The organism is Streptomyces silvisoli (assembly GCF_029269905.1).
Taxonomy (GTDB): domain Bacteria; phylum Actinomycetota; class Actinomycetes; order Streptomycetales; family Streptomycetaceae; genus Streptantibioticus_A; species Streptantibioticus_A silvisoli_A.
Map to the genome: position 1 here is coordinate 1 of NZ_JARJBC010000038.1, position 25,594 is coordinate 25,594.

19 protein-coding genes are annotated in these 25,594 nt (G+C 71.3%); 3 read left to right on the plus strand and 16 right to left on the minus strand.

Translation table 11 applies throughout. The features are described 5' to 3' along the window. The 7 genes from P3G67_RS34255 to P3G67_RS34285 form a co-directional block, all read right to left on the minus strand. Positions 1-214: flavodoxin-dependent (E)-4-hydroxy-3-methylbut-2-enyl-diphosphate synthase (locus P3G67_RS34255; RefSeq protein ID WP_276096991.1), on the minus strand; the 214-nt coding region annotated here is incomplete at its 3' end. 187 nt (positions 215-401) lie between these two features. Beyond that, positions 402-1,712, minus strand: a complete 1,311-nt coding sequence (locus P3G67_RS34260) for a M50 family metallopeptidase (protein WP_276096992.1) — start codon at positions 1,710-1,712, stop codon at positions 402-404. Then, on the minus strand, positions 1,709-2,974 hold the full coding sequence (gene dxr / locus P3G67_RS34265; protein WP_276096993.1) for a 1-deoxy-D-xylulose-5-phosphate reductoisomerase: 1,266 nt from the start codon (positions 2,972-2,974) through the stop codon (positions 1,709-1,711). Before dxr ends, P3G67_RS34260 begins: the two co-directional genes overlap by 4 nt. 78 nt (positions 2,975-3,052) lie before the next feature. Continuing rightward, positions 3,053-4,990: an acyl-CoA dehydrogenase family protein gene (locus P3G67_RS34270; protein WP_269859496.1), complete on the minus strand. Its 1,938-nt coding sequence runs from the start codon at positions 4,988-4,990 to the stop codon at positions 3,053-3,055. Positions 4,991-5,294: 304 nt separating this feature from the next. Continuing rightward, positions 5,295-6,746, minus strand: coding sequence for an aldehyde dehydrogenase family protein (locus P3G67_RS34275; protein WP_276096994.1), 1,452 nt, complete (start codon positions 6,744-6,746; stop codon positions 5,295-5,297). Positions 6,747-6,905: 159 nt separating this feature from the next. Then, entirely contained in the window at positions 6,906-8,459 is a 1,554-nt protein-coding gene (locus P3G67_RS34280; RefSeq protein WP_276096995.1) for a PucR family transcriptional regulator, read from the minus strand. Between the two features lie 36 nt (positions 8,460-8,495). Further along, positions 8,496-10,592: an ATP-binding protein gene (locus tag P3G67_RS34285; protein ID WP_276096996.1), complete on the minus strand. Its 2,097-nt coding sequence runs from the start codon at positions 10,590-10,592 to the stop codon at positions 8,496-8,498. Between the two features lie 259 nt (positions 10,593-10,851). Here P3G67_RS34285 and gabT point away from each other — a divergent pair, with 259 nt between their 5' ends. Both gabT and P3G67_RS34295 read left to right on the plus strand, forming a co-directional pair. Further along, a complete protein-coding gene (gene gabT, locus P3G67_RS34290; RefSeq protein ID WP_276096997.1) occupies positions 10,852-12,213 on the plus strand; it encodes a 4-aminobutyrate--2-oxoglutarate transaminase in 1,362 nt (453 codons plus the stop codon). A gap of 387 nt (positions 12,214-12,600) precedes the next feature. Continuing rightward, positions 12,601-13,203: a phosphatase PAP2 family protein gene (locus P3G67_RS34295; RefSeq protein ID WP_276096998.1), complete on the plus strand. Its 603-nt coding sequence runs from the start codon at positions 12,601-12,603 to the stop codon at positions 13,201-13,203. On the opposite strand, the gene P3G67_RS34300 is transcribed toward P3G67_RS34295, so the two are convergent. The 8 genes from P3G67_RS34300 to P3G67_RS34335 form a co-directional block, all read right to left on the minus strand. After that, entirely contained in the window at positions 13,175-14,680 is a 1,506-nt protein-coding gene (locus tag P3G67_RS34300; RefSeq protein ID WP_276096999.1) for a CoA-acylating methylmalonate-semialdehyde dehydrogenase, read from the minus strand. The two genes, P3G67_RS34295 and P3G67_RS34300, sit on opposite strands and share 29 nt — an antisense overlap. A gap of 115 nt (positions 14,681-14,795) precedes the next feature. After that, on the minus strand, positions 14,796-15,248 hold the full coding sequence (locus tag P3G67_RS34305; RefSeq protein WP_276097000.1) for a hypothetical protein: 453 nt from the start codon (positions 15,246-15,248) through the stop codon (positions 14,796-14,798). 248 nt (positions 15,249-15,496) lie between these two features. After that, on the minus strand, positions 15,497-16,891 hold the full coding sequence (locus P3G67_RS34310; protein ID WP_276097001.1) for an NAD(P)/FAD-dependent oxidoreductase: 1,395 nt from the start codon (positions 16,889-16,891) through the stop codon (positions 15,497-15,499). 44 nt (positions 16,892-16,935) lie between these two features. Beyond that, positions 16,936-17,808, minus strand: coding sequence for an ABC transporter permease (locus P3G67_RS34315; RefSeq protein WP_391858410.1), 873 nt, complete (start codon positions 17,806-17,808; stop codon positions 16,936-16,938). Then, a complete protein-coding gene (locus tag P3G67_RS34320) occupies positions 17,808-18,788 on the minus strand; it encodes an ABC transporter permease (protein WP_391858412.1) in 981 nt (326 codons plus the stop codon). The genes P3G67_RS34315 and P3G67_RS34320 overlap by 1 nt, the downstream gene beginning before the upstream one ends. Positions 18,789-18,790: 2 nt before the next feature. Further along, a complete protein-coding gene (locus P3G67_RS34325) occupies positions 18,791-19,942 on the minus strand; it encodes an ABC transporter ATP-binding protein (protein ID WP_276097003.1) in 1,152 nt (383 codons plus the stop codon). Between the two features lie 54 nt (positions 19,943-19,996). Next, complete coding sequence (locus tag P3G67_RS34330) at positions 19,997-21,241, minus strand: polyamine ABC transporter substrate-binding protein (RefSeq protein ID WP_276097004.1); 1,245 nt, start codon at positions 21,239-21,241, stop codon at positions 19,997-19,999. 3 nt (positions 21,242-21,244) lie between these two features. Next, a complete protein-coding gene (locus P3G67_RS34335) occupies positions 21,245-22,771 on the minus strand; it encodes a gamma-aminobutyraldehyde dehydrogenase (protein WP_276097005.1) in 1,527 nt (508 codons plus the stop codon). Between the two features lie 276 nt (positions 22,772-23,047). Between P3G67_RS34335 and P3G67_RS34340 the strand changes: the two genes are divergently transcribed. Beyond that, positions 23,048-24,676 carry a PucR family transcriptional regulator gene (locus P3G67_RS34340; RefSeq protein WP_276097006.1) on the plus strand — a complete coding sequence of 543 codons (1,629 nt, stop codon included), beginning with the start codon at positions 23,048-23,050 and terminating at the stop codon, positions 24,674-24,676. On the opposite strand, the gene P3G67_RS34345 is transcribed toward P3G67_RS34340, so the two are convergent. Further along, positions 24,673-25,503 (minus strand): TrmB family transcriptional regulator, encoded by an 831-nt coding sequence (locus P3G67_RS34345; protein ID WP_269859509.1) that lies wholly within the window; start codon positions 25,501-25,503, stop codon positions 24,673-24,675. The two genes, P3G67_RS34340 and P3G67_RS34345, sit on opposite strands and share 4 nt — an antisense overlap. Positions 25,504-25,594: the final 91 nt, after the last annotated feature.

A 25,594-nucleotide genomic window follows, 5' to 3' on the forward strand; every position in this document is an offset into this window, starting at 1 on the left:
ACGCCACACGCACGATCTGGCACCCCGAGGCCGTCAGCTCCGCGATCTGCTGCAACGTGGCACCGATGTCGGCCGTCACCGTGGTGGTCATCGACTGCACCGACACCGGCGCGTCGCCACCCACCGCAACCGACCCCACCTGGATCTTGCGGCTCTTGCGCCGTTCGGCGAGCAAAGACGGAACCGATGGCATACCAAGCGAAATCGCGGCCATGTGCTGTGCATCCCCAGGGTTCGGATGTGCGGGCGTGGTTCGAGTCCCGGTGTGGGCGGGCTCGGCTTCCGAGGTTACGGCACGGCGGAGAAGCCGGGCACATCCGCCAGGACCGCGCGCGAACATGGCACCGGCCGGACACCCATGATGCCCGGCCGGTTCGCACCTCGTTAGCGTTTGATCGATATCAGGTGATCTTGACCGGATTGACAACATCCGCGATCAGAACCAACACGGTGAATGACAGGAAGAGACCGGCCACCACATAGGCCACCGGCATCATCTTCGCCACGTCGAACGGACCCGGGTCCGGCCGGTTGAACACCCTGGCCATGTTCCGCTTCAGCGCCTCCCACAGCGCCCCCGCGATGTGGCCGCCGTCCAGCGGCAGCAGCGGAAGCATGTTGAACAGGAACAGCGACAGGTTGAACCCGGCGACCAGCATGAGCATGGTCGCCACCCGCTGCTCCGGCGGGATGTTCAGCGAGAAGACGTCGCCGCCGACCCGGGCCGCGCCGACCACGCCCATGGGCGAGTCGGGCTGCCGCGGCGCACCGTCGAAGGCCGCCCGCCACAGGCCGGGGATCCGCTCCGGCAGGTCCACCAGCGACCTGGTGGCGGTGGTCACCATGTCGCCCATCCGGCTCACCGAGCCGCCGAACGACTGCTTGACGATGCCCTGGGCCGGGGTGAAGCCGAGGAACCCGGCGGTCACGTACTGGCCGTCGACGTAGCCGCCGTGCCCGTCGGTCTTGGCCACCTGGTTCTTTATCAGGTCGGCGTGGAGTTCCACGCTCTGCCCGCCGCGCTGCACCGTGATCACGGCCGGGCCGGTGGTCTGGCGGATGTCGCCCTGCAACGTGGCCCAGTCCCTGATCGGCCGGCCGTTGAAGGCGGTGATCCGGTCGCCCGCCTTCAGCCCGGCCTTCTTCGCCGGCGAGGCCGGGTCGTCGGTGGCGCAGGTGGCCTTGCCCTTGCTGGCCGCGGACTGCGAGATGACGCAGTCGGAGACCGTACTGACCGTCGTGGTCTGGGAGTTGATGCCGAAGCCCATCAGCACGCCGAGGAACAGCGCGACCGCGAGGACCAGGTTCATGAACGGACCGGCGAACATCACGATCACGCGCTTCCACGGCTTGCGCGTGTAGAACAGCCGGGTCTCGTCGCCGGGCTGCAACTCCTCGAAGGCCGCGGAGCGCGCGTCCTCGATCATGCCGCGCCACGGCGAGCTGGAGCGGGCCACGATCTTGCCGTCCTCGCCGGGCGGGAACATCCCGATCATGCGGATGTAGCCGCCCAGCGGGACGGCCTTGATCCCGTACTCGGTCTCACCCTTCTTGCGGGAGAAGATCGTCGGGCCGAACCCCACCATGTACTGCGGCACCCGGATGCCGAACATCTTTGCCGTGGTCAGATGGCCCAGCTCGTGCCAGGCGATGGAGATCAGCAGGCCGACGGCGAACACGACTATGCCGAGGACCGTCATCGCTGTCGTCATACACGGACCTCCGCTGTCGCCTTCGCTGCCAGTTCACGGGCGCGGGCTCGTGCCCACGCCTCCGCTCCCAGGACGTCCGCCACGGTGAGGGAAGTTCCCGAGGCGGGCGTACCGTGCTCCTCGACGACCTCGGCGACGGTGTCCACGATCCCGGTGAACGGCAGCCGCCCGGCGAGGAAGGCGTCGACGCACTCCTCGTTGGCCGCGTTGAACACCGCGGGTACGGTGCCCCCGAGGCTACCCACTCGACGGGCCAGCGCCACCGAAGGGAACGCCTCGTCGTCCAGGGGTGAGAACTCCCAGTTCATCACCTTGGACCAGTCGAACGCGGGTGCGGCGTCCGGCACCCGGTGCGGCCAGCCGAGGCCCAGCGCGATGGGTGCCCGCATGTCCGGCGGGCTCGCCTGGGCCAGCGTGGAGCCGTCGGTGAATTCCACCATCGAGTGGATGTACGACTGCGGATGGACCACGACCTCGATCCGGTCGAACGGGATGTCGTACAGCAGGTGCGCCTCGATGACCTCCAGGCCTTTGTTGACCAGGGTCGCCGAGTTGACGGTGATGACCGGTCCCATGGCCCAGGTGGGGTGCGCCAGCGCGTCGCCCGGGGTGACTCCGGCCAGTTCCGCCCTGGTCCGGCCGCGGAACGGGCCGCCGGAGGCGGTGACGATCAGCTTGCGCACCTCGCGGCGGGTGCCGCCCAGCAGGGCCTGGAACAGCGCCGAGTGCTCGGAGTCCACCGGCACGATCTGCCCGGGCCTGGCCAGCGCCTTCACCAGCGGCCCGCCGACGATCAGCGACTCCTTGTTGGCCAGCACCAGCACCCGGCCCGCCGCCAGGGCGGCCAGCGTCGGGGCCAGGCCGATGGAGCCGGTGATGCCGTTCAGCACCGAGTGGCACTCCGTCCGGGCCAGCTCACAGGCCGCGTCGGGACCCGCGAGGATCTCCGGCTGGGCCTCGCCCGGCGCGTAGAGCGCGGACAGCGCCTCGCGCAGCGCGGGCACCGCCGCCTCGTCGGCCACCGCCACCGCGCGGACCCGCAGGGTGTGCGCCTGCTCGGCGAGCAGTTGGACCCGCCCGCCCGCGGCGGACAGGGCGACCACCCGGAAGCGTTCGGGGTTGCGCAGCACCACGTCGATCGCCTGGGTGCCGATCGATCCGGTCGACCCGAGGATGACGACGTCACGCGGGGCGCCGGGGCTGCCGGTGTCCGGCTGGTAGAGCACGTGGGGATCGGCGAGGGGTGCGGGACTCTCGGTCATGCCCCCATTGTGGCCGCATCCCCTGGCGGTTCCGACAGGGGATGCGGCGGGGCGGTGCCGGGGTCCGGGATGGGCCGCTCAGCGGATCGGCCGGTGGACGTTGTCCTTGGTGGAGGGTCCGGGCGTGGCGTCCGCGATCCACGGGCCGTCGTCCGACGGGTCCACGATGCCGTCCTCCAGCCAGGTGTAGGCACCGCTCATGATGCCCTTGACCAGTCGGCGGTCGATGGTGTCGGTGTTGGTCCACAGCCGGTCGAAGTACTCCTCGATCCGGATCCGGGCCTGGCGGCAGAAGACGTCGGCGAGCTGGTACGCCTCCCTGCCGTGCTCGTCGCGCGCCCTGAGCATCTCGGCCCGTACGCAGGCCGCGCTCATGGCGAACAGCTCCGCGCCGATGTCGACCACCCGGCCCAGGAAGCCCTGCTTGGTCTCCATCCGGCCCTGCCATCGGGACATCGCGTAGAAGGTTGACCGGGCCAGTCGGCGCGCCGAGCGTTCGACGTAGCGCAGGTGGACCGCCAGGTCGGCGTGGCCCGAGGGGTGGAACTCCCCGTACGCCGCCGGGAGTTGACCGGGCCCGGCGATCAGCTTGGGCAGCCAGCGGGCGTAGAAGCCGCCCGCCTTCGCCCCGGCCTTCGCCTTCTGTGACAGGGACTTGTCCGGGTCGATGAGGTCACCCGCCACCGACAGGTGGGCGTCCACCGCCTCGCGGGCGATGAGCAGATGCATGATCTCGGTGGAGCCCTCGAAGATCCGGTTGATCCGCAGGTCGCGCAGCATCTGCTCGGCGGGCACCGCGCGTTCGCCCCGGGCGGCGAGCGACTCCGCTGTCTCGAAACCGCGTCCACCGCGGATCTGCACCAGCTCGTCGGCCATCCGCCAGGCCATCTCGCTGCCGTAGAGCTTGGCCAGCGCGGCCTCGATACGGATGTCGTTGCGGTCCTCGTCGGCCATCTGGCTGGACAGGTCGAGCACGGCCTCCAGGGCGAAGCTGGTCGCCGCGATGAACGCCATCTTGGAGCCGACCGCCTCGTGCTCGGCGATCGACTTGCCCCACTGCACCCGGGCCGCCGACCACTCGCGGGCGATCTTCAGGCACCACTTCCCGGCGCCCGCGCAGGCGGCGGGCAGCGACAGGCGCCCGGTGTTGAGGGTGGTCAGCGCGATCTTCAGGCCCGCGCCCTCGGGGCCGATGCGGTTGGCGGCGGGCACCCGCACCTGGTGGAAGCGGGTGACGCCGTTCTCGAGGCCGCGCAGGCCCATGAACGCGTTGCGGTTCTCCACGGTGACGCCGGGGCTGTCCGCCTCGACCACGAAGGCCGTGATGCCGCCCTTGTGCCCCTCCGACTTCGGCACCCGGGCCATGACCACCAGCAGGTCGGCGACCACGCCGTTGGTGGTCCACAGCTTCACGCCGTCCAGCACGTAGTCGTCCCCGTCCGGCACCGCGACGGTGGCCAGCCGGGCCGGGTCGGAGCCGACGTCCGGCTCGGTCAGCAGGAACGCGGAGATGTCGGTGCGGGCGCAGCGCGGCAGGAAGGCGTCCTTCTGCTCCTTGGTGCCGAACAGCTTCAGCGGCTGCGGTACGCCGATCGACTGGTGCGCGGACAGCAGCGCCCCTATGGCCGGGCTGGCCGTACCGGTCAGCGCGAGGGCCTTGTTGTAGTAGACCTGGCTGAGGCCGAGGCCGCCGTAGGCGACGTCGATCTTCATGCCGAGGGCGCCGAGTTGTTTGAGCCCGTCGATGACCTCGTCGGGAATCCGCGCCTCGCGCTCGATGCGGGCGCCGTCGACCTTCGTCTCCAGGAAGTCCTTGAGCTTGGCCAGGAACTCCTCTCCCCGCTCGATGTCATCCGCCGGCCCGGTGGGGTGGGGGTGGATGAGGTCGAGCCGGAACCGGCCGAGGAACAGCTCCTTGGCGAAGCTGGGCTTGCGCCAGTCCTGCTCCCGGGCCGCCTCGGCTACCTGCCGGGCTTCGCGCTCGGAGACTTGGCGTGGGGCGGATGGTGCGGTCATGAGGGGCTCACCTCGCCGCGAATCGATGAGTGCGGTCACGGCCGGTCACCGGCCGATTGCTACTGATGCGTATACCCACTCCATGGGAACAGCACCAGCCCCCGCGCACAACCCGGGCGGCTGCCATTTCGGGCTCGTTCTGCGCCGGGCGCTTGACCCGGTGTCGACAACGGGTACGCCCTTTGGCTCACTCGCGGCCCGGAACCGTGGCCGGACTCCTCCGCGGCGTGTTCGCGCCGGAACCGGTCGCGGGATGGGCAGCGGGCGCTCCCGCACAGAGCGCCCGCTGCCCGGGGAGGGTGGCTTACAGGTCCAGGCCGGTGAGGACCAGAACGCGTTCGTAGGTGTAGTCGGCCATCGCGTAGGCGACGCCCTCGCGGCCGGTGCCGGAGGCCTTGACGCCGCCGTACGGCATCTGGTCGGCGCGGTAGGAGGGCGCGTCACCGATGATCACGCCGCCGACCTCCAGCTCCCGGTGGGCGCGGAAGGCAGTCTGCACGTCGTGCGTGAACACCCCTGCCTGGAGGCCGAACTTGGAGTCGTTCACCGCGGCGAACGCCTCGTCGGTGCCGTCCACGCGGTGCAGGCTGAGCACCGGGCCGAACACCTCGGCGGTGGCCAGGATGGCCTCGGCGGGCAGGTCCGCCAGCACGGTCGGGGCGTACGAGGCGCCGTCCCGTACCCCGCCGGTGACCAGCTTGGCCCCCTTGGCGGTCGCGTCCGCGACCCAGGACTCCACCCGCCGGGCGGCGTCCTCACTGACCAGCGGCCCGACATCGGTGGCGTCGTCCGCCGGGTCGCCGGTGACCTGGGCCTCGACCTTGGCGACGACCTTCTCCACCAGCCGGTCGTAGACGGAGGCGTCGGCGATCACCCGCTGCACCGAGATGCACGACTGGCCCGCCTGGTAGTTGGCGAACGTGGCGATCCGGGTGGCCGCCCACTCCAGGTCGGCGTCCGAGGAGTAGTCACCGAGCACCACGGCCGCCGCGTTGCCGCCGAGTTCCAGGGTGACGTGCTTGTGCGGCACCGACTGCTGGATCTGGAAGCCCACCGTGTCCGAGCCGGTGAACGAGATCACCGGCAGCCGCTCGTCCTGTACGAGGGCGGGCATCCGGTCGTTGGCCACCGGCAGCACGCTCCACGAACCGGCCGGAAGCTCGGTCTCCGCGAGCAACTCGCCCAGCAGCAGGGCGGACAGCGGGGTGGCCGGGGCGGGCTTGACGATGATCGGCGCGCCGACCGCGATGGCCGGGGCGACCTTGTGCGCCACCAGGTTCAGCGGGAAGTTGAACGGCGCGATGCCCAGCACCGTGCCGCGCGGGAAGCGGCGGGTCAGCGCGAGCCGACCGACACCGCCCTGGTCGGTGTCCAGCCGCTGTGCCTCACCGCTGTTGAAGCGGCGGGCCTCCTCGGCGGCCCAGCGGAAGACCGAGACCGCGCGGCCGACCTCGCCGCGCGCCCACTTGATCGGCTTGCCGTTCTCGGCGGTGATCAGCCGGGCGATCTCCTCGGTGCGCTCGGCGAGCCGCTTGGCGACGTGGTCCAGGGCCGCGCTGCGGACGTGGGCGGGGGTGGCCGCGAACTCGGCGGCCACCGAATCGGCGGCCTCGATCGCCTCTTCCACCTGGGCGTCGGTGGGGACGCTCACCGTGCCGACGACGGCGCCGTCCCAGGGGTGGGTGACATCGAAGGTGTCCTCGCCGGTGGCCTGGCGCCCGGCGATCCAGAACGGGGTGGCAGTGGGGGTGGTCATGCGAACACGGTAGGGCGGGGTGGGCGGGATCGCGGTTGTCCGTGCGGGAGTACGCCGGCGGCCTTGTGCGCCTATTTGGCGTACGTCGGCGTTTCTTCGGCTCCCGATGGGCGTACCCGGGACAGGCCGGGGTCCGGTTGTGCCCACCCGTTCCGCAGCTCAGCCGCCGGACTTCAGGGCCAGCCAGAGTTCCATGCGGACGTCGGGGTCGTCCAGCGAGCGGCCCAGGATCTCCTCGACCCGCCGCATCCGGTAGCGCAGGGTGTGCCGGTGCACCCCGAGGTCGGCCGCCGCGGCGTCCCACTGGCCGTGCCGGGACAGCCAGGCGCGCAGCGACCGGACCAGATCGCCCCGCGAGGTGGCGTCGTGGTCGTACAGCGGGCGCAGCAGCCCCTCGGCGAACGCCCGGACCGCTTCGTCGCCGAGTAGCGGAAGAATCGATCCGGCACCGACCTCGCCATGCTCCACCAGCGCCCGCCCCCTGCGCTGTGCCACCGCCAGCGCCCGCTCCGCCTGGTCCCCCGCCGCGGGCACCGCGTCAGCCGGCACCGCCGCCGAGAGACCAGCGGCCAACTCCTCCGCGGCCCCCACGAGTTCGGTCCCCGCCGCCAGCACCGCTCCCCCGTCGGCGGCCAGCACGGTCAGCCGCGGCCCGTCCAGCGAGGCGAGCAGCGGCTCTGCCGCCCGCGCCGCAGCGGCCTCCACCCGGTCGGCCAGCAGCGCCAACGCGGCCTGCGGATCGTCCCGCTCGGCCCGGTCCTGCCGCTGCGCGGGTTCCACGGCCAGCAACCGCACCGGCCGGTCAAGCAGCGTGCCGTAGCGGCGGCCCGCGACGGTACGTGCGTGGTCGCACTCGCCCGCCAGCAGCATCCGTAGCAGCGCCGCGCCGAACCGCCGCTCGGCGTCCTGCAAGGTGCGGGACTGCTCCAGGGAGAGGGTGAGCAGTGCGACCGCCGCCTGCACCACATAGCGGTCCGAGGTGTCCAGCCGCTCGGCGGTGCCCACCGCCAGGAAGCCGCGCGGGCGCCGCCCGGTGCCCAGCGACTGGATCTCCACCCGGTCGTCCGTACCGCCGGGGCCCGCCACCGCGGCGCTGGCCGGGGCGGGCCGTGCCCGCAGCCGCTCGATCTCGCCGCCCAGCCGGGCGGCCCGTCGCCCGGCCCAGTCCGGCGAGGCGGCGATCACCGCGCCGGACGCGTCGTACAGCGCCGCCCAGCCGTTGAGATGCGCGGCCAGCCGGGACAGCAGTGCGCCGGTGCCGTCCGGGGCGAGGGCGGCCCGGGTCAGCTCGCGCTGCGCCTCCAGGCTGGTGGTGACCGCCTTGTACTGGTCGGCCGCGATCGCCGCCGAGACCGCCTTGCTGATCGCGATGAACGGGGTCGGGCGGGGCACCCGCAGCAGCGGCAGTCCACGCTCCTCCGCCGCGCTGACCAGCGCTTCCGGCACGGTGTCATGGCCGAGCCCCACGCCGAAGCCGAGGCCCACCACTTCGGCGTCGGCCAGCCGGTACACGTACTCGCGCAGGGCTTCGGCGTCGCTGCCGAGCTTCAGCCCGGTGGTGAGCAGCAGTTCGCCGCCCTCCAGGTACGGGGTGGGGTCGTCCAGTTCGCTGGTGTGCACCCAGCGCACGGGGGCGTCCAACCGGTCGCCTCCGGCCAGGACGGTCAGCTTGAGCGCGGAGGCGCGCACGAGGGAGGCGAGGGTGGGTGGCATGGCGCTACCGATTCTGCCTCACCCGTCCGCGTTGGCTCACCCCCAGAGGTTGACCAGCACCGGCGGCGAGCTGTCGCCGCCGACCGAAGTCAGCGAGGCCACCGCGTGGCCGGGCGGTACCTGGTTGGCCAGGTCGGAGGCGGACCAGCGTTCCCGCTCCACCCGACGCACGGTGACCGACTCGGTGGTCACCGCCTCCCCGGTGAACAGCCGCCGGATGCCGCGCACCGTGCGCTTGACGATCCCGCCGGAGAAGTCGGGGGTGCGGGTCACATCGCTCTCCTCGACCCACGTGGTGCCCCACGCCTCGGCGAACCGCTTGCCGTCCCAGGTGTTCAGCCCGGACAGCGCGACCTTGCATCCGGTCGCGCCCAGCAGCGCGGAGCGCAGCGCCTCGGGCACGTCGTCCAGCCCGCGCAGCGCGAGCACCGCGCCCGCGTGCGCCGAACGCAACCGCTGCAGCCCACGCACCGCCTCGGTGGTGACGGCGTGCGCGGCGTCGTCCAACACCAGGCAGGCGAACAGCGAACGGTCGGTACGAGCGGTGGCGGCGGCGATGAACTGGGCCAGCAGCAGCCGGGTGAGCATCCGGGACGCCTCGGCGTGCCCGCGTTCCGGCAGGTCGATGCGCACCCGCAGCGGGTGCTCCAGCGAGTTCAGCGCGAACGGCCGGGTGCGGCCGGTGACGTCGAAGAACCCGGCGAAGGCGGGCCGGTCGAGCAGCGCCACCCGGTCGGCGAGCAGGCCGCCGATGTCGCCGGGGCGGCCCGACTGCCGTTCCCTGGCGGCGAGTTCACGCGCCCAGGCGTGCTCGCCCGCCTCGTCCAGCGCCTCGCGCAGCACGGCCAGCGCGGCGGCGTTGCCGTCCAGCAGCTCGCGCAGCTCGGGGACGGAGGGGAAGCGGCCGTGGGCGGCGCGGTAGGGGCCGAGGAGCTGGCCGAGCGCGGTCGCCGCCCGCCGCGGGTCGGCCTCCGGCCCCTCGAAGCCGTCCAGCAGGGCCGCGGCGAGGATGCCCGCCGCCTCGTCGGGGTCGGTGGTGCCGCCGTACAGGTCCAGGTCGTACCCGGACGCCGGGTCGCCGATCGCGATCACCACGTCGAAGGCGTCGGCCGGACCGAGGTCGGCGCCCGCCGCGCCGACCGCCACCACGGCCGCGGTCCCGGCCAGCGCCTGCAGGCACAGCGACTCGACCGCCGGCCGCACCACCCGGTGGGTCTTGCCGGAGCCGGGCGGCCCGACGACCAGCAAGGAGGTGCCCAGCAGCGCCGGATCGAGCGCGACGCCCACTCCCCGGTAGCGGTACGGGTTGCGCTGTGCGTCGACCGCCGTGCCGATGCGCACCTGGGCGGTGTACAGGTCGTGCCGGGCCGCCCGGGCGGGCAGGTCGCGCGCGCCGGAGGGGTGCACACAGGCGGCGGCGCCGTGCCGCAGCACCGCGTCGGTGTAGGCGTTCAGCCGTGCGGAGTCGGCCTGCGCGGACCGCCAGGCACGGTGCAGGCGCACGTAGTCGACGTCGTTCAGCCGCCCCTCGCGGGTCTCCGCGGCCAGCCGCTCGGCCACCGCGGGCTGCCCGGCCTCCCGCAACTGCGGCCATCCCACGGGGTCCACCTCGGGCTCGGGCACCGCGACGGCTTCGGGCGCGCCGGGTCGGGCGAGCGGGGTGAGCACGAAGCGGCGGAGGACCTCCATCCAGTTCCCCAGGCGGCCACAGACGGCGAGCAGGAGGGCGCTGCAGACGACGTAGTAGATGTGCGCCGTCACATCGAGCGCGACGTTCTGGTCCCCGGGCCGCTGCTGGCGCCAGGCATCGGGGGTGATCCAAAGGTAGGGCCAGAGCCAGACCTTGATGTAGAGGTTGGCGCACAGCGACCACACCAGCGCCCCGCACAGCGCCGACAGCAGCGCGCCGCCGAGCAGTTTCCGGTTGGGCACCCGCTCGGGCTCCTCCGGTGGCCGGGGGACGTGCCCGAAGGCGTAGATGCCCGGGGCGTCCGCGTGCCGAGGGGTGCGCAGCCACGTCTCCACCGGGTTGGTGGGCGGCGCCTGCGGCATGGGCGGCGGGGTGGCCGGTCGTGGGACGGAGGGCACCGCAGGGGCGGTCTCGCGGTAGCCGTGCGTGCCGTCGATGTCCATGTATCGCTGTCCCTCGCCCTGACCAGCCGACCGTTGCGGTGTGCTCGATGTCGCCCGCGCACTCGTTCGCACGAGTCACGGACCCATGCGTATAAGTGACGTGTCGCTCAATGTAGTGGAGGCGGTACGCCAGGCCGAGTGGCCGACTGGCCGTCGCGTCGAAGAGGCATGGGCGACTGCTACCGAACGGCGTATGCGGAGCCCGGGTGGACGGGCTTAGCCTGCGAGAAAAGACCGTGATCGCAAGGAGTTAGCCCCCATGACCGAACTGTCCGGCGGCCCCGCCCTGCCCCAGGAGCGTCGTCTCGTCACCCCGATTCCCGGTCCGAAGTCCCAGGAGCTGCTGGCCCGCAAGGCCGCGACGGTCGCGAACGGCGTGGGCACGACGCTGCCGGTGTTCGTCACCCGGGCGGGCGGTGGCGTCCTGGAGGACGTGGACGGCAACTCGCTGATCGACTTCGGCTCCGGCATCGCGGTCACCTCGGTGGGCAACAGCGCCGAGGCCGTGGTGCGGCGCGCCACCGAGCAGCTGGCCGCCTTCACCCACACCTGTTTCATGGTGACGCCGTACGAGGGCTATGTGGAGGTCTGCGAGCAGCTCGCCGAGCTGACCCCGGGCGACCACGCGAAGAAGTCGGCGCTGTTCAACTCCGGTGCCGAGGCGGTGGAGAACGCGGTGAAGATCGCCCGCGCCTACACCGGGCGCCAGGCGGTCGTGGTCTTCGACCACGGCTACCACGGCCGTACCAACCTCACCATGGCGCTGACCGCCAAGAACATGCCGTACAAGCACGGCTTCGGCCCGTTCGCGCCGGAGGTCTACCGGGTGCCGCTGGCCTACCCGTTCCGCTGGCTGACCGGTGCGGACAACTGCGCCGAGCAGGCCGCCGCCCAGGCGATCGACCAGATCACCAAGCAGGTGGGCGCGGAGAACGTGGCCGCGATCGTGATCGAGCCGATCGCCGGTGAGGGCGGCTTCATCGAGCCCGCCAAGGGCTTCCTGCCGCGGATCGCCCAGTTCGCCAGGGACAACGGCATCGTCTTCGTGGCGGACGAGATCCAGACCGGCTTCTGCCGCACCGGCCAGTGGTTCGCGTGCGAGGACGAGGGCGTCGTCCCGGACCTGATCACCACGGCGAAGGGCATCGCGGGCGGTCTGCCGCTGGCCGCGGTCACCGGCCGCGCGGAGATCATGGACGCGGCGCACGCGGGCGGCCTCGGCGGCACCTACGGCGGCAACCCGGTGGCCTGCGCGGCGGCGCTCGGCTCGATCGAGACCATGCGCGAGCTGGACCTGAACGCCAAGGCCAAGCGGATCGAGGAGGTCATGAAGGGCCGACTGGCCGCGCTCGCCGAGAAGTTCGACATCATCGGCGACGTCCGCGGCCGTGGCGCGATGATCGCCATCGAGCTGGTCAAGTCGGGCACCCGGGAGGGGGCGAAGACCCCGAACCCGGAGGCGACCGCCGCCGTCGCCAAGGCCTGCCACGCCGAGGGCCTGGTGGTCTTGACCTGTGGAACCTACGGCAACGTGCTGCGGTTCCTGCCGCCGCTGGTCATCGGCGAGGACCTGCTCACCGAGGGCCTGGACATCATCGAGCGGGCGTTCGGCACGCTCTGATCAGCGCGAACCCGGCTTCGGCCGGTGCGCCGGGGCGGCGGTCCCGGGGTGTTGTGCACCCAGGTGAAGAACCTGTGCGGGCCTGATGTAGGGAACGGTGACACCGCTGACTGCCGCCTCCTGTGTGACGTACGGTCGTGCCAGATGAAAGAACCACCCCGGCCGCGGGAGACCGCGGGCGACATCCCGTCGACGACTCCCCATCGTCGATACGGCAGTGCCCTCGCGCACGAAACCGCCGGTGCCGCAAGCTCCGGCAATCCTCGCCGATCGGTCGGCCGCTCGTCCCAAACCCCCCGGGACCAGCGGTCCGGCGATCGTCTCGACCGCCCCGGAACTCTCCCCCCTGTTCCGGGGCGGTCAACTGTTGCCAGCTCCGTCTGCACGGTGCTGTTCGCCCTGCTGACCTGGCAGGTCGCGGTCCACGGGGCGCTGTACCGGTGGGACGTACGGGTCGACGCGGCCGCGTTGCGGGCCGCCTCGGGGCATCAACCGGTGCGGCCCGCGGCCCAGTTCCTGGCCGACCTGGGCGACGTGGGGGTCGCGGTTCCGGTGCTCGTCGCGGCCCTGGGATACGTCGCCTGGCGGCACCGTCGGGCGGGCGCGCCGCGCTGGTGGCTGCCGTCCGCCGTCGGCGCGCTGGCGATGGCGGTGACCGCGCCACTGGTCGTACCGGTGAAGGATCTCGTCTCCCGCCCGGCGCCGGGCACCACCCGACTCGTCGCCCACTCCGGGTACTTCCCGTCCGGGCACGCCGCGACGGCCGCGATGGCGTACGGGCTGGCCGTGCTGGTGCTGCTGCGGTTCGTCCAACGCGGTGCGGCACGGCGGCTGTTGGTGCTCGCCGCCGTGCTGCTGAACCTCGCCGTGGGCGCCGCGCTGGTGTGGCGCGGCTACCACTGGCCGCTGGACGTGGCGGCCAGTTGGTGCCTGAGCGGGGTGCTGTTGTCGCTTGCGCGCCTTACGAGTTGGTGGGGAAGCCCAGGTTGATCCCGCCGTGGGACGGGTCCAGCCAGCGCTGGGTCACCGCCTTGCCGCGGGTGAAGAAGTGGACGCCGTCCTGACCGTACGCGTGGGTGTCGCCGAACAGGCTGTTCTTCCAGCCGCCGAAGGAGTAGTACGCGACCGGCACCGGGATCGGCACGTTGATGCCGACCATGCCGACCTCGACCTCGTGCTGGAACCGCCGGGCGGCGCCGCCGTCGTTGGTGAACAGCGCGGTCCCGTTGCCGTACGGGTTGGCGTTGATCAGTTCCAGTCCCTCGTCGTACGAGGAGACCCGGACCACCGACAGCACCGGGCCGAAGATCTCGTCGTTGTAGACGGACATGCCGGGCTTGACGTGGTCGAAGAGGGTCGGTCCGAGCCAGAAGCCGTCGGCCGTGTCGTCTCCGGAGATCGGGTGCTTGCGGCCGTCGACCGCGAGCGTGGCGCCGTCCGCCAACCCGGCGTCCAGGTAGGAGGTCACCTTGTCCCGGTGCGCGCCGGTGACCAGCGGGCCCATCTCGGAGTCGGCGTTGCAGCCGGGGCCGACCTTGAGGGTGGCCATCCGCTCCTTGATCCTCGCCACCAGGTCGTCGCCGACCGGGTCGACGGCCACCAGCACGGAGACGGCCATGCAGCGCTCGCCGGCGGCGCCGAAACCGGCGTTGACGGCGGCGTCGGCGGCCAGGTCCAGGTCGGCGTCCGGCAGCACCAGCATGTGGTTCTTGGCGCCGCCGAGGGCCTGTACCCGCTTGCCGTACCGGGTGCCGGTCTCGTACACGTAGCGGGCGATCGGGGTGGAGCCGACGAAGGAGACGGCCTTGATGTCGGGGTGCTCCAGCAGCCGGTCGACGGCGACCTTGTCGCCGTGCACCACGTTGAAGACACCGCCGGGCAGTCCGGCCCGCTGCCACAGCCGGGCGAGGAAGTCGGCGGCCGACGGGTCCTTCTCGGACGGCTTGACCACCACGGTGTTGCCCGCCGCGATGGCGATGGGGAAGAACCACATCGGCACCATCGCCGGGAAGTTGAACGGCGAGATGATCGCGACCGGGCCGAGCGGCTGGCGGATCGAGTACACGTCGATGCCGGTGGACGCCTGCTCGGTGAAGCCGCCCTTGAGCAACTGCGGGATGCCGCACGCGTATTCGACGACCTCAAGGCCGCGGGCGATCTCGCCGAGCGCGTCCGAGTGCACCTTGCCGTGCTCCGCGACGATGATCGAGGCGAGTTCGTCGCGCTCGGCGTTCAGCAGCTCGCGGAAGGCGAACAGCACCTGGGCGCGCTTGGCGACCGAGGTGTGCCGCCACTCGCGGAACGCGGCGGCCGCCGCGCCCACCGCCTGGTCGACCTCGGCGATGGTCGCGAAGTCCACCTGGCCGGTGACCCGCCCGGTGGCCGGGTCGTACACGTCGCCCCGCCGTTCGGCGGGCCCGGTCCATTCCTGTCCGGCGATCCAGTGCGTGATGTGCTTGGTGGTCACGGCAGACCTTCCTCTTGACCGTTTGTCGATCGAGCCGCTCGGAGCCTGCTGCCAGTGTGGCGAGGCGCCGCCGCCCGCCACAACCATCAGCGTGTCGGCGCATCCGCCATCCGCTTTACAGTCCGTCGGCGGCGATCCGGGCCGCCGCCTCGTGCATGGCCGTCTCCAGCACCACCGGGTCGGTCAGGGTGCCCGCCCCGTCCGGCGGCACCAGCCAGCGCACCCCGCCGCTGGCCCGGCCCGGGTAGGGGACGACGATCCAGCTGCCGAGCCCCGCCGCCCGTACCCCGGTGCCCACCCAGCGGGCGGCCGTACCGGCCGGGACGAAGAATCCGGTCCTGCGGTCCTCGAAGTCGCCGAGCACCGGTCCCGGCCGGTCGACGCACCGGCCCAGCACGTCGAGCGTGGGACAGCCCAGCTCACCGCCGACGATCAGCACGTCCCAGAGCCTTCCGGCGGGCAGCAGCGTCACCCCCAGCGGGTTGCGCTCCCACTCCCACCGGCAGGCCTCCGGGTCCGGCGCCACCGACACCAGCCACTCCACCGCGGTCTTCGCCGCGCCGCCCATCTCATCCCTCCGTTTCCCCGGCCGCGGCCGGATGTCCCCGTCATGGATGAGAGGGGGCGACCGGTGCGGCATTACGCGGGTTGAGGAGGGATTTTCCAGTCAGTCGAGCACCGGCGCGGGACCCCATTCCGGGCGGCCTTGACCTCGGGGGCTTCCGTTGGTCCGGCATCGCAGCGACGGCGAGCGAACACGACGGCGCGGCCCGGCGGTGCCGAGGGCCCGCCGGGCCGGCGCCCGTCGGTCCGGCGCTAGCTGTCGAAGCCCAGGCCGACCCTGTCCATGGCCTTGAGCCACAGGTTGCGGCGGCCGCCGTTGCGGTCGGCGCGGGCCAGGGACCTACGGGTCAGCTCGATCCCCGCCCAGGCGAACGGTTCCGGCGGGAACGGCAGCGGCTTGCTGCGCACCATCTCCAGTTCGGTGCGCTCGGTGCGCTCCCCCGCCAGCAGGTCGAGCATCACCTCCGCGCCGAACCGGGTGGCGCCCACCCCGAGGCCGGTGTAGCCGAGCGCGTAGCCGACCCGGCCGCCGTGCGTGGTGCCGTAGAACGCGGAGAAACGCGAGCAGGTGTCGATGGCACCGCCCCACGTATGAGTGAACCGCAGGCCCTCCAACTGCGGGAAGCAGGTGAAGAACTGGGCGGCGAGTTTACGGAAGGTCTCCGGTCGCTGGTCGTGCTCCGCGGCCACCCGCCCGCCGAACTTGTAGATGGCGTCGTAACCGCCCCACAGGATGCGGTTGTCGGCGGTGAGCCGGAAGTAGTGGAACTGGTTGGCGCCGTCGCCGAGTCCCTGCCGCCGCTTCCAGCCGATCGACGCCAACTGGACTTCGGTCAGCGGCTCGGTGACCATCGCGTAGTCGTACACCGGCACCACGAACGACCGCAGCCGCTTGACCAGTGACGGGAACACCCCGGAGGCGAGCGCCACCCGGCGGGCGAACACCCGGCCGTAGCCGGTGCGTACCGCCATGCCGCCGCCGTTGGGGGTCATCGAGGTGGCCCGGGTGTGCTCGTGGATCCGCACCCCCAGCGACTCGCAGGCGCGCTTGAGGCCCCAGGCCAGCTTCGCCGGGTGCAGCATCGCGACGCCGTCGCGGTCCCACAGCCCGCCGACGAAGGTCGGCGAGTCGACCTCGGCGCGCATCGCGTCCCGGTCGAGCATTTCGAGTTCGACGCCGAGCCCGGCGGCCTCCTGCGCCAACTCGTGCAACTCGTCGACCTGGTACGGCTCGGTGGCCACGTCGATCTCGCCGGTGCGCTCGAAGTCGCAGTCGATGCCGTGGCGGGCGATGGCCGCCTCGATCTCGTCGAGGTTGCGGGCGCCGAGCTGTTGCAGCTTGCCCAGTTCCCCGGGCCAGCGCTCAAGGCCGTTGCCGATCCCGTGGGTCAACGAGGCGGCGCAGAAGCCGCCGTTGCGGCCGGTGGCCGCCCAGCCGACCTCGTGGCCCTCGATCAGCACCACCTCGCGCGAGGGGTCGCGCTCCTTGGCGATCAGTGCGGTCCACAGTCCCGAGTAGCCTCCACCGACCACCAGCAGATCGCAGTGCTCGTCCCCGACCAGCGCGGGGTTGGCCCGGGGCCTGCCGGGGTCCTCCAGCCAGAACGGTGTGGGCTGCGCGTCAGCGAGCGAATGGGCAGGGTCCATGCGGTATCACTGCTTTCCAGTGCTTCACGGATTATCCGAACCGGTCAGCGACGGGCGGTCCTCGCCCGGCCGACGATCTGCGAGAGCGCGATGACGGCCATCGTGCCCAGCAGCATCAGTGAACCGATGACATCGATCTGGGCCGGGTAGGCACGCTGCACCGAGCCCCAGATGTACATCGGGAAGGTTTCCAGGTTGCCCGCGGTGAAGACGGTGATGATGTAGTCGTCCACCGACAGGGCGAAGGCCAGCAACGCGGCGGCGGCGATGCCGGGCGCGACCAGCGGCAGGGTGACGTGGCGGAAGGTCTGCGCGGGGGTGGCGTACAGGTCCTGGGCGGCCCGCTCCAGGGTCGGGTCCATTCCGGCCAGCCGGGACTTGACGGTGACCACCACGTAGCTGACGCAGAACATGACGTGCGCGATGGTGATGGTCCAGAAGCCGAGGGCGCCGGGGCCGACGGTGTTGAAGAACAGCGCGGCGAGGGTGGCGCCCATGACCACCTCGGGGGCGGCCATCGGCAGGAACAGCAGGGCGTTGACGCCGGAGCGGGCCCGGAAGCGGTAGCGCACCATGGCGAAGGCGATCATCGTGCCGAGCACCGTGGCCACGATGGTGGCGACCACGCCGATCTGCAGCGAGAGCCCGATGCTGTGGCACATCTCGCTGTTGGCGCACGGGTGGCGCCAGGCGTCCAGGGAGAACTCGTTCCAGACGTAGTCGAACCTGCCCACCGGCTTGTTGAACGACATCCACAGGATGACCGCGTTGGGCAGCAGCATGAACACGAACACCACGATGGTGACGGCCAGCAGGGTGTGCTCGCGGAGCCAGGCCAGCGGGGAGCGGCGCCTCGGCTTCGGCGCCGGGGTGGCGGCGGTGGTGCTGGCCGCGGACGGGGCGGTAACGGTGCTCATCAGATCAGGTCCTCCGTCCCGGCCTTGCGGATGTAGCTCATCACCAGGACCAGCGTGCCGACCATCATCACGACCGAGATCGCGGAACCGACCGGGTAGCCCTGGGTGTTGCGGAGGAACAGGTCCTCGATCTTCTGGCCGACTACCCCGGTGTTGGGGTTGCCGAGGAGCTGGGCGTTGATGTAGTCGCCGACGGCGGGGATGAAGGTCAGCAGGGTGCCGCCGATGACGCCGGGCATGGACAGCGGCAGGGTGACCCGGCGCCAGGTGGTGAAGGTGTTGCAGTACAGGTCGTGTCCGGCCTCGTGCAGCCGGGGGTCGATCTTCTCCAGCGAGGTGTACAGCGGGAGGATGGTGAACGGCAGGAAGTTGTAGACCATGCCGCACACCACGGCGGCCGGGCTGGCCAGTACGTGGTCGCCGACGGTCCAGCCGAGCGCGGCGGTGACCTTGAGCAGGTGCAGGTCGCTGAGCAGCCGTACCAGCGGGCTGTTGTCGGCGAGGATGGTCTTCCAGGCGATGGTGCGGATCAGGAAGCTGGTGAACGAGGGCACGATCACCAACGCCATCAACAGGCTTTTCCACCTGCCGCCCTTGAAGGCGATGAAGTAGGCGACCGGGTAGCCGAGCAGCAGGCACACCACGGTGCACAGCACCGAGTAGATCCCCGAATGCAGGTACTGCGGGCCGTACTTGGTGATGGCGTCGGCGTAGTTGGCCCAGTGCCAGGTGAGTTTGAAGCCGTCGTCGTAGTCGCCCTGCTGCACCGAGGCCGACACCGAGGTGAGGATCGGCACCAGGAAGAAGACGACCAGCCACAGCAGTCCTGGCAGCAGCAGGATCCACGGCGTCAGGTTCCGCCGCGGCCTGCGCTCGTCGGGCGGCGGGCCAACGGGCCTGTCGGCGGCGGGAGTCGGGGCGACAGCGGTCACGCCTGCCTGTCGCCCGCCACCGGCCTCGAAGGAGGAGCTGCGCTCCATGGTCATGCCGCGTCCTCCTCCACGTCCGCGCCCGCCTCGATGTCCTGGCCGCCTTCCAGGCCGAAGCCCTGGCCGGGGTCCCAGAAGACGGTCACCTCGGCGCCGGGGCGCTGGATCTGCCGTCCGGTGTTCTGCTCGAAGACCGCCAGTTCCTCGCCGGACGGCAGCTTGACCAGGTACTGGGTGGACACACCGATGAACGAGGTGTCCAGCACGACCCCGCCCGCCAACGTGTTGTGGCCCGCCGGGACCTCCTCGTCCGACGTGGCGATCTGCACCTTCTCCGGCCGCACGCCCAGGATCACCGGCCCGGAGCTGACCGGGCAGCGCGCCGCGTCCACGGTGAGCCGCTGACCGTGGGCGCTGATGGTGGCGATGCCGCCGGTGACGCCCTCGACGGTGCCGGGTATCAGGTTGGACTGGCCGAGGAAGTTGGCCACGAAGGTGGTGCGCGGGTTCTCGTACAGCTGCGCTGGGGAGCCCATCTGCTCGATGCGGCCCGCGTTCATCACCGCGATGGTGTCGGCCATCGTCATGGCCTCCTCCTGGTCGTGGGTGACGTGTACGAACGTCAGGCCCACCTCCAGCTGGATCCGCTTGAGCTCGATCTGCATCTGGCGGCGCAGCTTGAGGTCGAGGGCGCCCAGCGGTTCGTCCAGCAGCAGCACCCGCGGCTGGTTGATCAGGGCGCGGGCCAGCGCGATGCGCTGCTGCTGGCCGCCGGAGAGCTGGTTGGGCTTGCGCTTGGCGACATGGCCGAGCTCCACCAGGTCCAGCATCTCCTCGACGGGCTTCCTGATGTCCTTCAGGCCGCGGCGGCGCAGGCCGAAGGCGACGTTCTCGTAGATGTCCAGGTGCGGGAAGAGCGCGTAGTTCTGGAAGACGGTGTTGACCGGCCGCCGGTACGGTTTGCGGTCCGTCACGTCCTGGTCGCCGAGGAAGATCTGGCCGATGGTGGGCTCCTCAAGTCCGGAGACCATGCGCAGCGTGGTGGTCTTGCCGCATCCGGAGGCGCCGAGCAGCGCGAAGAACGATCCCTGCGGAACCGTCAGGTTGAGGTCGTCCACGGCGGTGAACGAGCCGTAGCGCTTGGTCAGCCCGACCAGGCGCAGGTCGCCGCCCTCGGTGCGGCCGAGCACGTCGTTGGAGCTCATCAGGGGTCTTCTCCGATCCGTGAACGGTCTCGTTGTCAGCGGTCGACGTACCGTCTACTGGCCGGTGACCTGCTGGAAGCGGTTGGTGTAGTCGTTCAGCTGGGCGATGCTGAGAGCCATGAAGCCGCGCGCCTTGTCCTGCATCGCTTTCGTGGGCACGATCAGCGGGACGGCCGCGGCGGTGGAGTCGAGCTTGCGCAGCTCGTCCTCGGCACCGCGCACCGAGGGGATGTAGTCGATGAAGTCATCGAGCGCCGCGGCGACCTGGGGCTGCAGGTAGTAGTCGAGCAGCTTCTCGGCGTTGGCCTTGTGCCGGGCGAAGTTGGGGATGACGCAGTTGTCGGACCAGGAGAGCATGCCTTCCTTGGGCAGGTCGAGGGTGACCAGGTTGGGCTTGCCCAACTGGGCCACGTCGCCGGAGTAGGCCATGGTCACCGCGGTGTTGCCCTGCTGGAAGTCGCTCAGATAGTCGTTGCCGGTGAAGGATCGTATCTGCCCGCGGTCCTTGGCGCGGCGTACGTACTCCAGCGCCTGGTTGAACTGGGCGTCGGTGAAGTGCTCCGGGTCGTGGCCCTGGGCGAGCAGGGCGATCGCCACGGTGTCCTCCATCTCGCTGAACAGCGAGACCTTGCCGTGCAGGTCGGGCCGGGTGAAGACCTCGGCGAGCGAGGTGATCGGCTGCTTCACCAGGTTGGTGTTGTACGCGAAGGTGGTGTAGCCGTACGCCCACGGGATGCTGAAGCGGCGGCCGGGGTCGGTGGGGTCCTTGAGCACCCGCGGCAGCAGCAGGGAGTGGTTGGGGATGTTCGACAGGTCCAGTTCCTGGATGTAGTCGTAGGCGCGGTACTTCCCCACCATGTAGTCGCTGACGACCATCAGGTCGTAGCCGGTGTCGATCCCCTTGACCAGCGACGGGTCGATCTTGGTGTACCAGTCGTTGTTGTCGTTGATCACCTCCAGGTACTGGACCTGGATGCCGGTCTGCTTCTCGAACGCGTCCAGCGTGGGCCGCCGGTTGGCGTTCTTGGGGTCGACGTCGATGTAGGACGGCCAGGTGGCGAACACGACCTTCTTCTCGGTCGCCGAGTAGTCCTTGCCGGCCTGCCCCTTCTCCCGCGCACCGGCCGGTACGACATGCCCCTGCACCCCGCAGGCGGTGAGCGCCGCGGTACCGGTGAGGGCCAGTCCGCCGGTGGCGGCGGCGCGCAGCAGGGTGCGGCGGCTGAGCCGGGTGGTGGTGGAACGGGTTCGGGTGCGGTTGACGTACTGAGCGAGCTCGGTTGGGCTGGGGTTCGTCACGCGTCACCTGTCCCCGAAGATCGTGCGGTGCCAGTCTTTTCTCGCCACCGCCGTATTGTCGAACATGACGTGCTTGACCTGCGTGTACTCCTCGAAGGAGTAGGCGGACATGTCCTTGCCGAAGCCGGAGGACTTGTAGCCGCCGTGCGGCATCTCGCTGATGATCGGGATGTGGTCGTTGACCCAGACGCAGCCCGCCTTGATCTCGCGGGTGGCGCGGTGGGCCCGGAACACATCACGGGTCCAGGCGGACGCGGCCAGTCCGTACGGGGTGTCGTTGGCCAGCCGCAGCCCCTCGTCGTCGCCGTCGAACGGCAGCACCACCAGTACCGGGCCGAAGATCTCCGCCTGGACGATCTCGCTGTCCTGCGGGGCGCCGGTGATCAGGGTGGGCCGGTAGAAGGCGCCCCTCGGATCCGGCGCCGCGCCGCCGGTGACGACGGTGGCGTAGCCGCGGGCGCGCTCCACGAAGCCCGCGACGCGGTCCCGTTGGGCGTGGCTGACCAGCGGCCCGAGGTCGGTCGCGGGGTCGAAGGGATCGCCCAGCCGCACACCGTCGAACAGTTCGGCGACGGCGGCCACGAAGGCGTGGTAGAGCGGCCGTTGCACATAGGCGCGGGTCGCCGCGGTGCAGTCCTGGCCGGTGTTGATCAGCGCGCCCGCGACCGCGCCGTGCGCCGCGGCCTCCAGGTCGGCGTCGTCGAAGACCACGAAGGGCGCCTTGCCGCCGAGTTCGAGGTGGAGCCGCTTGACGGTACGGGTGGCGAGTTCGGCGACCCGCCGGCCGACGGCGGTGGAGCCGGTGAACGAGGTCATCGCCACCTCGGGGTGGCCGACCAGGTGCTCGCCGGCGTCCCGTCCCGCGCCGGTGACGATGTTGACCACGCCGTCGGGTATGCCCGCGTCGGTCGCCGCCTGGGCGAACATCAGCGAGGTGAGCGGGGTGAGTTCGGCGGGCTTGAGCACGATGGTGTTGCCTGCGGCGATGGCGGGCAGCACCTTCCAGGCGGCCATCTGGAGCGGGTAGTTCCAGGGGGCGATGGAGCCGACCACGCCGATCGGCTCGCGCCGGACGTACGAGGTGTGGTCAGCGGAGTACTCCCCCGCCGCCCTGCCCTCCAGATGGCGGGCGGCACCGGCGAAGAACGCGGTGTTGTCGACCGTGCCCGGTACGTCGAACTCGGTGGACAGCCTGATGGGCTTGCCGCACTGGATCGACTCGGCCAGTGCGAGGTCGGCGGCGCGCTCGGACAGCGCGGCGGCGAAGCCGTGCAGGGCGTCGGAGCGTTCGCCCGGGGTGGCGCCGGCCCATCCGGGCAGCGCCTCGGCGGCGGCGGTCACGGCGGCGTCCACGTCAGCGGCGCCCGCCAGCTCGTAGGTACAGACGGTCTCGCCGGTGGCCGGGTCGACCACCGGATGCGAGCGGCCTGAGGAGCCGGAGCGCAGACGTCCCGCGATGTACTGGGCCTGCCCGCCGAAACCTTCCGCCAGGGCGAGCGCGGCTTCGCGGCCGTGGTCCCTGTGGTCCATCACGTTCTCCTCGTATCGCCCGGCGGCGTAGCATTGGGCCGGGTTGGTGGCCGATCCTGGCAGAGTAGCCTTGCCCCAACAAGGGATTCCGTTGTTGCCTTTTGGTTACGCGACGGAATCTGTCTCCAAGGCGATCTGCACGCAACGGACGATGCCGCCCGCCGACAGATCATGGCAACCAGCAGGTTGCCCTGCGAGACCGCCCCAGCTTTACACTCTGCCGGAAGGCCGGGTTCCGCGGATTCGCGCCCCCGCCCGACCAGACCGGAGGTCGCCGTGTTCCCCACCGTCGCCCAGGTCCTGGACCTCGAAGTCCTGCGCCGCGGCAACCCCCGGGTGGTCGCCGGGGGATCCGGCCTGGACGCCCCCGTGCGCTGGGTGCACATCAGCGAACTCGCCGATATCGCGGGCATGCTGCACGGCGGCGAACTGGTGCTGACCACCGGCGTCATGCTGCCCACCGACAAGGAGTCGCTGGCCCGCTACATCGGCGGCCTCGCCGATGTGGGGGCCGCCGGGCTGGTCGTCGAACTCGGCCGCCGGTACGCGGACGAACTGCCCCGCCCGCTGGTACGCGCCGCCGAGCGGCGCGGCCTGCCGCTGATCGAACTGCGCACCGAGGTGCGCTTCGTGGCGGTCACCGAAGCCGTGCACGAGCACGTGGTCAACGCCCAACTCACCGAGCTGCGCGCCTCGGAGGCGGTCCACCAGATCTTCAACGAGCTGTCCGTGGAGGGCGCGGAACCGGCCGAGGTAGTCCGGGAGGTGGCCCGGCTGGCGGGGGCGCCGGTGGTGCTGGAGAACCTCACCCACCAGGTGCTCGCCTTCGACCCGGCGGGCGGCGACCCGCAGGCGCTGCTGGACGGCTGGGAGCGCCGCTCCCGCGGGGTGACCACGGCCGGACGCACCGGCCATGACGAGCGCAGCGGCTGGCTGGTGACCGCGGTCGGCGCCCGCGGCCGGGACTGGGGGCGGCTGGTCGTCGTCGGCGAGCCGTCGGCGGTCCCGCCGGCCCGGCTGACCGTCGTGCTGGAGCGCGGCGCCGCCACCCTGGCGCTCAACCGGCTGCTGGAGCGCGACCTGGAGTCGCTGGAGCGGCAGACCCACCGCACGCTGCTGTCCGGCATCCTCACCCATGCCCTGACCGTCTCCGACGTGGCGCTGCGCGCCCGGGCGCTGGGGGTGCCGCTGGAGGGCCGACGGCTCGTCGGCGTCATGCTGCGGCTGCGCGGCGGACCCGCGTCGGCGGCGCTGGAGGCGGAGTCGAGGCTGCGGGACTTCACGGAGACGGCCGCGCAAGCGGCCCGGGAGCGCGGACTGACCGCGCTGATCGGCGGGCTGGACGACGGCGGGGTCGGCATGCTGATCTCGCTCGGCCCGGCGGACGAGGAGCACGCCGCGCTGGAGGGCTTCGCCGCCGCCCTGGACCGGCTGGTCGAGCCCGGCGCGGACGCTCCCGCGTTCCTGATGGCGGCCGGTTCGTCGGTGGGCTCGCTGCGCGACGCACGGCGCACCCTGCTGGAGGCCGCCCAGGTCGCGGACGCGGCCCTGCACTCGCGCACCCGCAAGGCGGGCACGTACTACCGGCTGCCGGACGTACGGCTGCGCGGCCTACTGCATCTGCTGCGGGACGACGCCCGCCTGCAGACGTACGTGGAACGGGAGTTGGGGCCGCTGCTGGCGTACGACGCGGAGAACGGCACCGATCTGGTGGGCATACTCGGCGTCTACCTGTCCAACGGCCGCAACAAGTCGGCGGCCGCCGACGCCGCCCACATGTCCCGCCCGTCCTTCTACGACCGGTTGCACCGGGTGGAACGCGTCCTGGCCACCGACCTGGACCAGGTCGAGTCCTGCCTCTCCCTGCACGTGGCCCTGCTCGCCCTGGAGGCGGTGCGCCGCTAGCGGCCCGCCCGGGCCGGGCGCAGCGCCTCCCGGGTGGCCGCACCGTCCCAGACGGTCTGGAACGCCAGCCGCAGGCACCCGGCCAGCGCCGGGTGTTCGATGTACAGGGCGGTGGTGGCCCCGGTCCCGGCCACCGGGTCCGGCATGTCGCACAGCACCAGCGACCCGTCCGCGACGATCAGCTTCAGCGGCAGGTCGGCGGCGAACCGCGCCTCCTCCCCCGCCTTCCCGAAGTGCTCGACGTTGTCCATCATCGCCGGGTCGTCCAGCACGTCGTACGTGTAGATCGCCCGCACCGTCCCCTCGGCGCGGCGCAGCCTCCGGGTGGCCTTGATCCCGGCGGTGTTCTCGGTGGGCGCCACGAACGGCGGCTTGCAGAAGCTGAGCAGTTCGCGGCTGGCCTGCTCCTGGATGTCGGCGAACCGCTCGGAGATCGCCTTGGGGTCGCGCAGCACCTCGATGTAGTCCAGCGGGTTGGACTGCGAACGCCCCTCGGACCACACCGGCAGCAGGGCGGAGACCAGTCCGGTGGACACCCGCTCCATCCGGTCCAGCGCCTCCCGCTGCTCCGACATCAGCCGGGTGAGCGCGAGTTCCGGCGCGATGGCGGAGAAGGTGGCGACCTTGCCGGGGTGCGCCGTGGCCAGCCGGCGCCGCACCAGGGCGTCGAGTACGTCGTAGATGCGTTGCCGCGGTACGTCCGCCTCGCGGGCGACCTCGGCCGCCGTGTAGGACTCGCGCCTGATCAGGGCGAGGTAGACACGCGCTTCATACCGGGCCAGCCCGAGCGATACGAGCTGGCCTACGGACTGCTCATCCGGCTCCATGGCAGGACACCGTATACGTCTCAGCCGTGAAGCCAACCCTATGGATTTTCCATTCCCCGGTTGTCACCCGATGAAGCGTTCGCTAACTTCA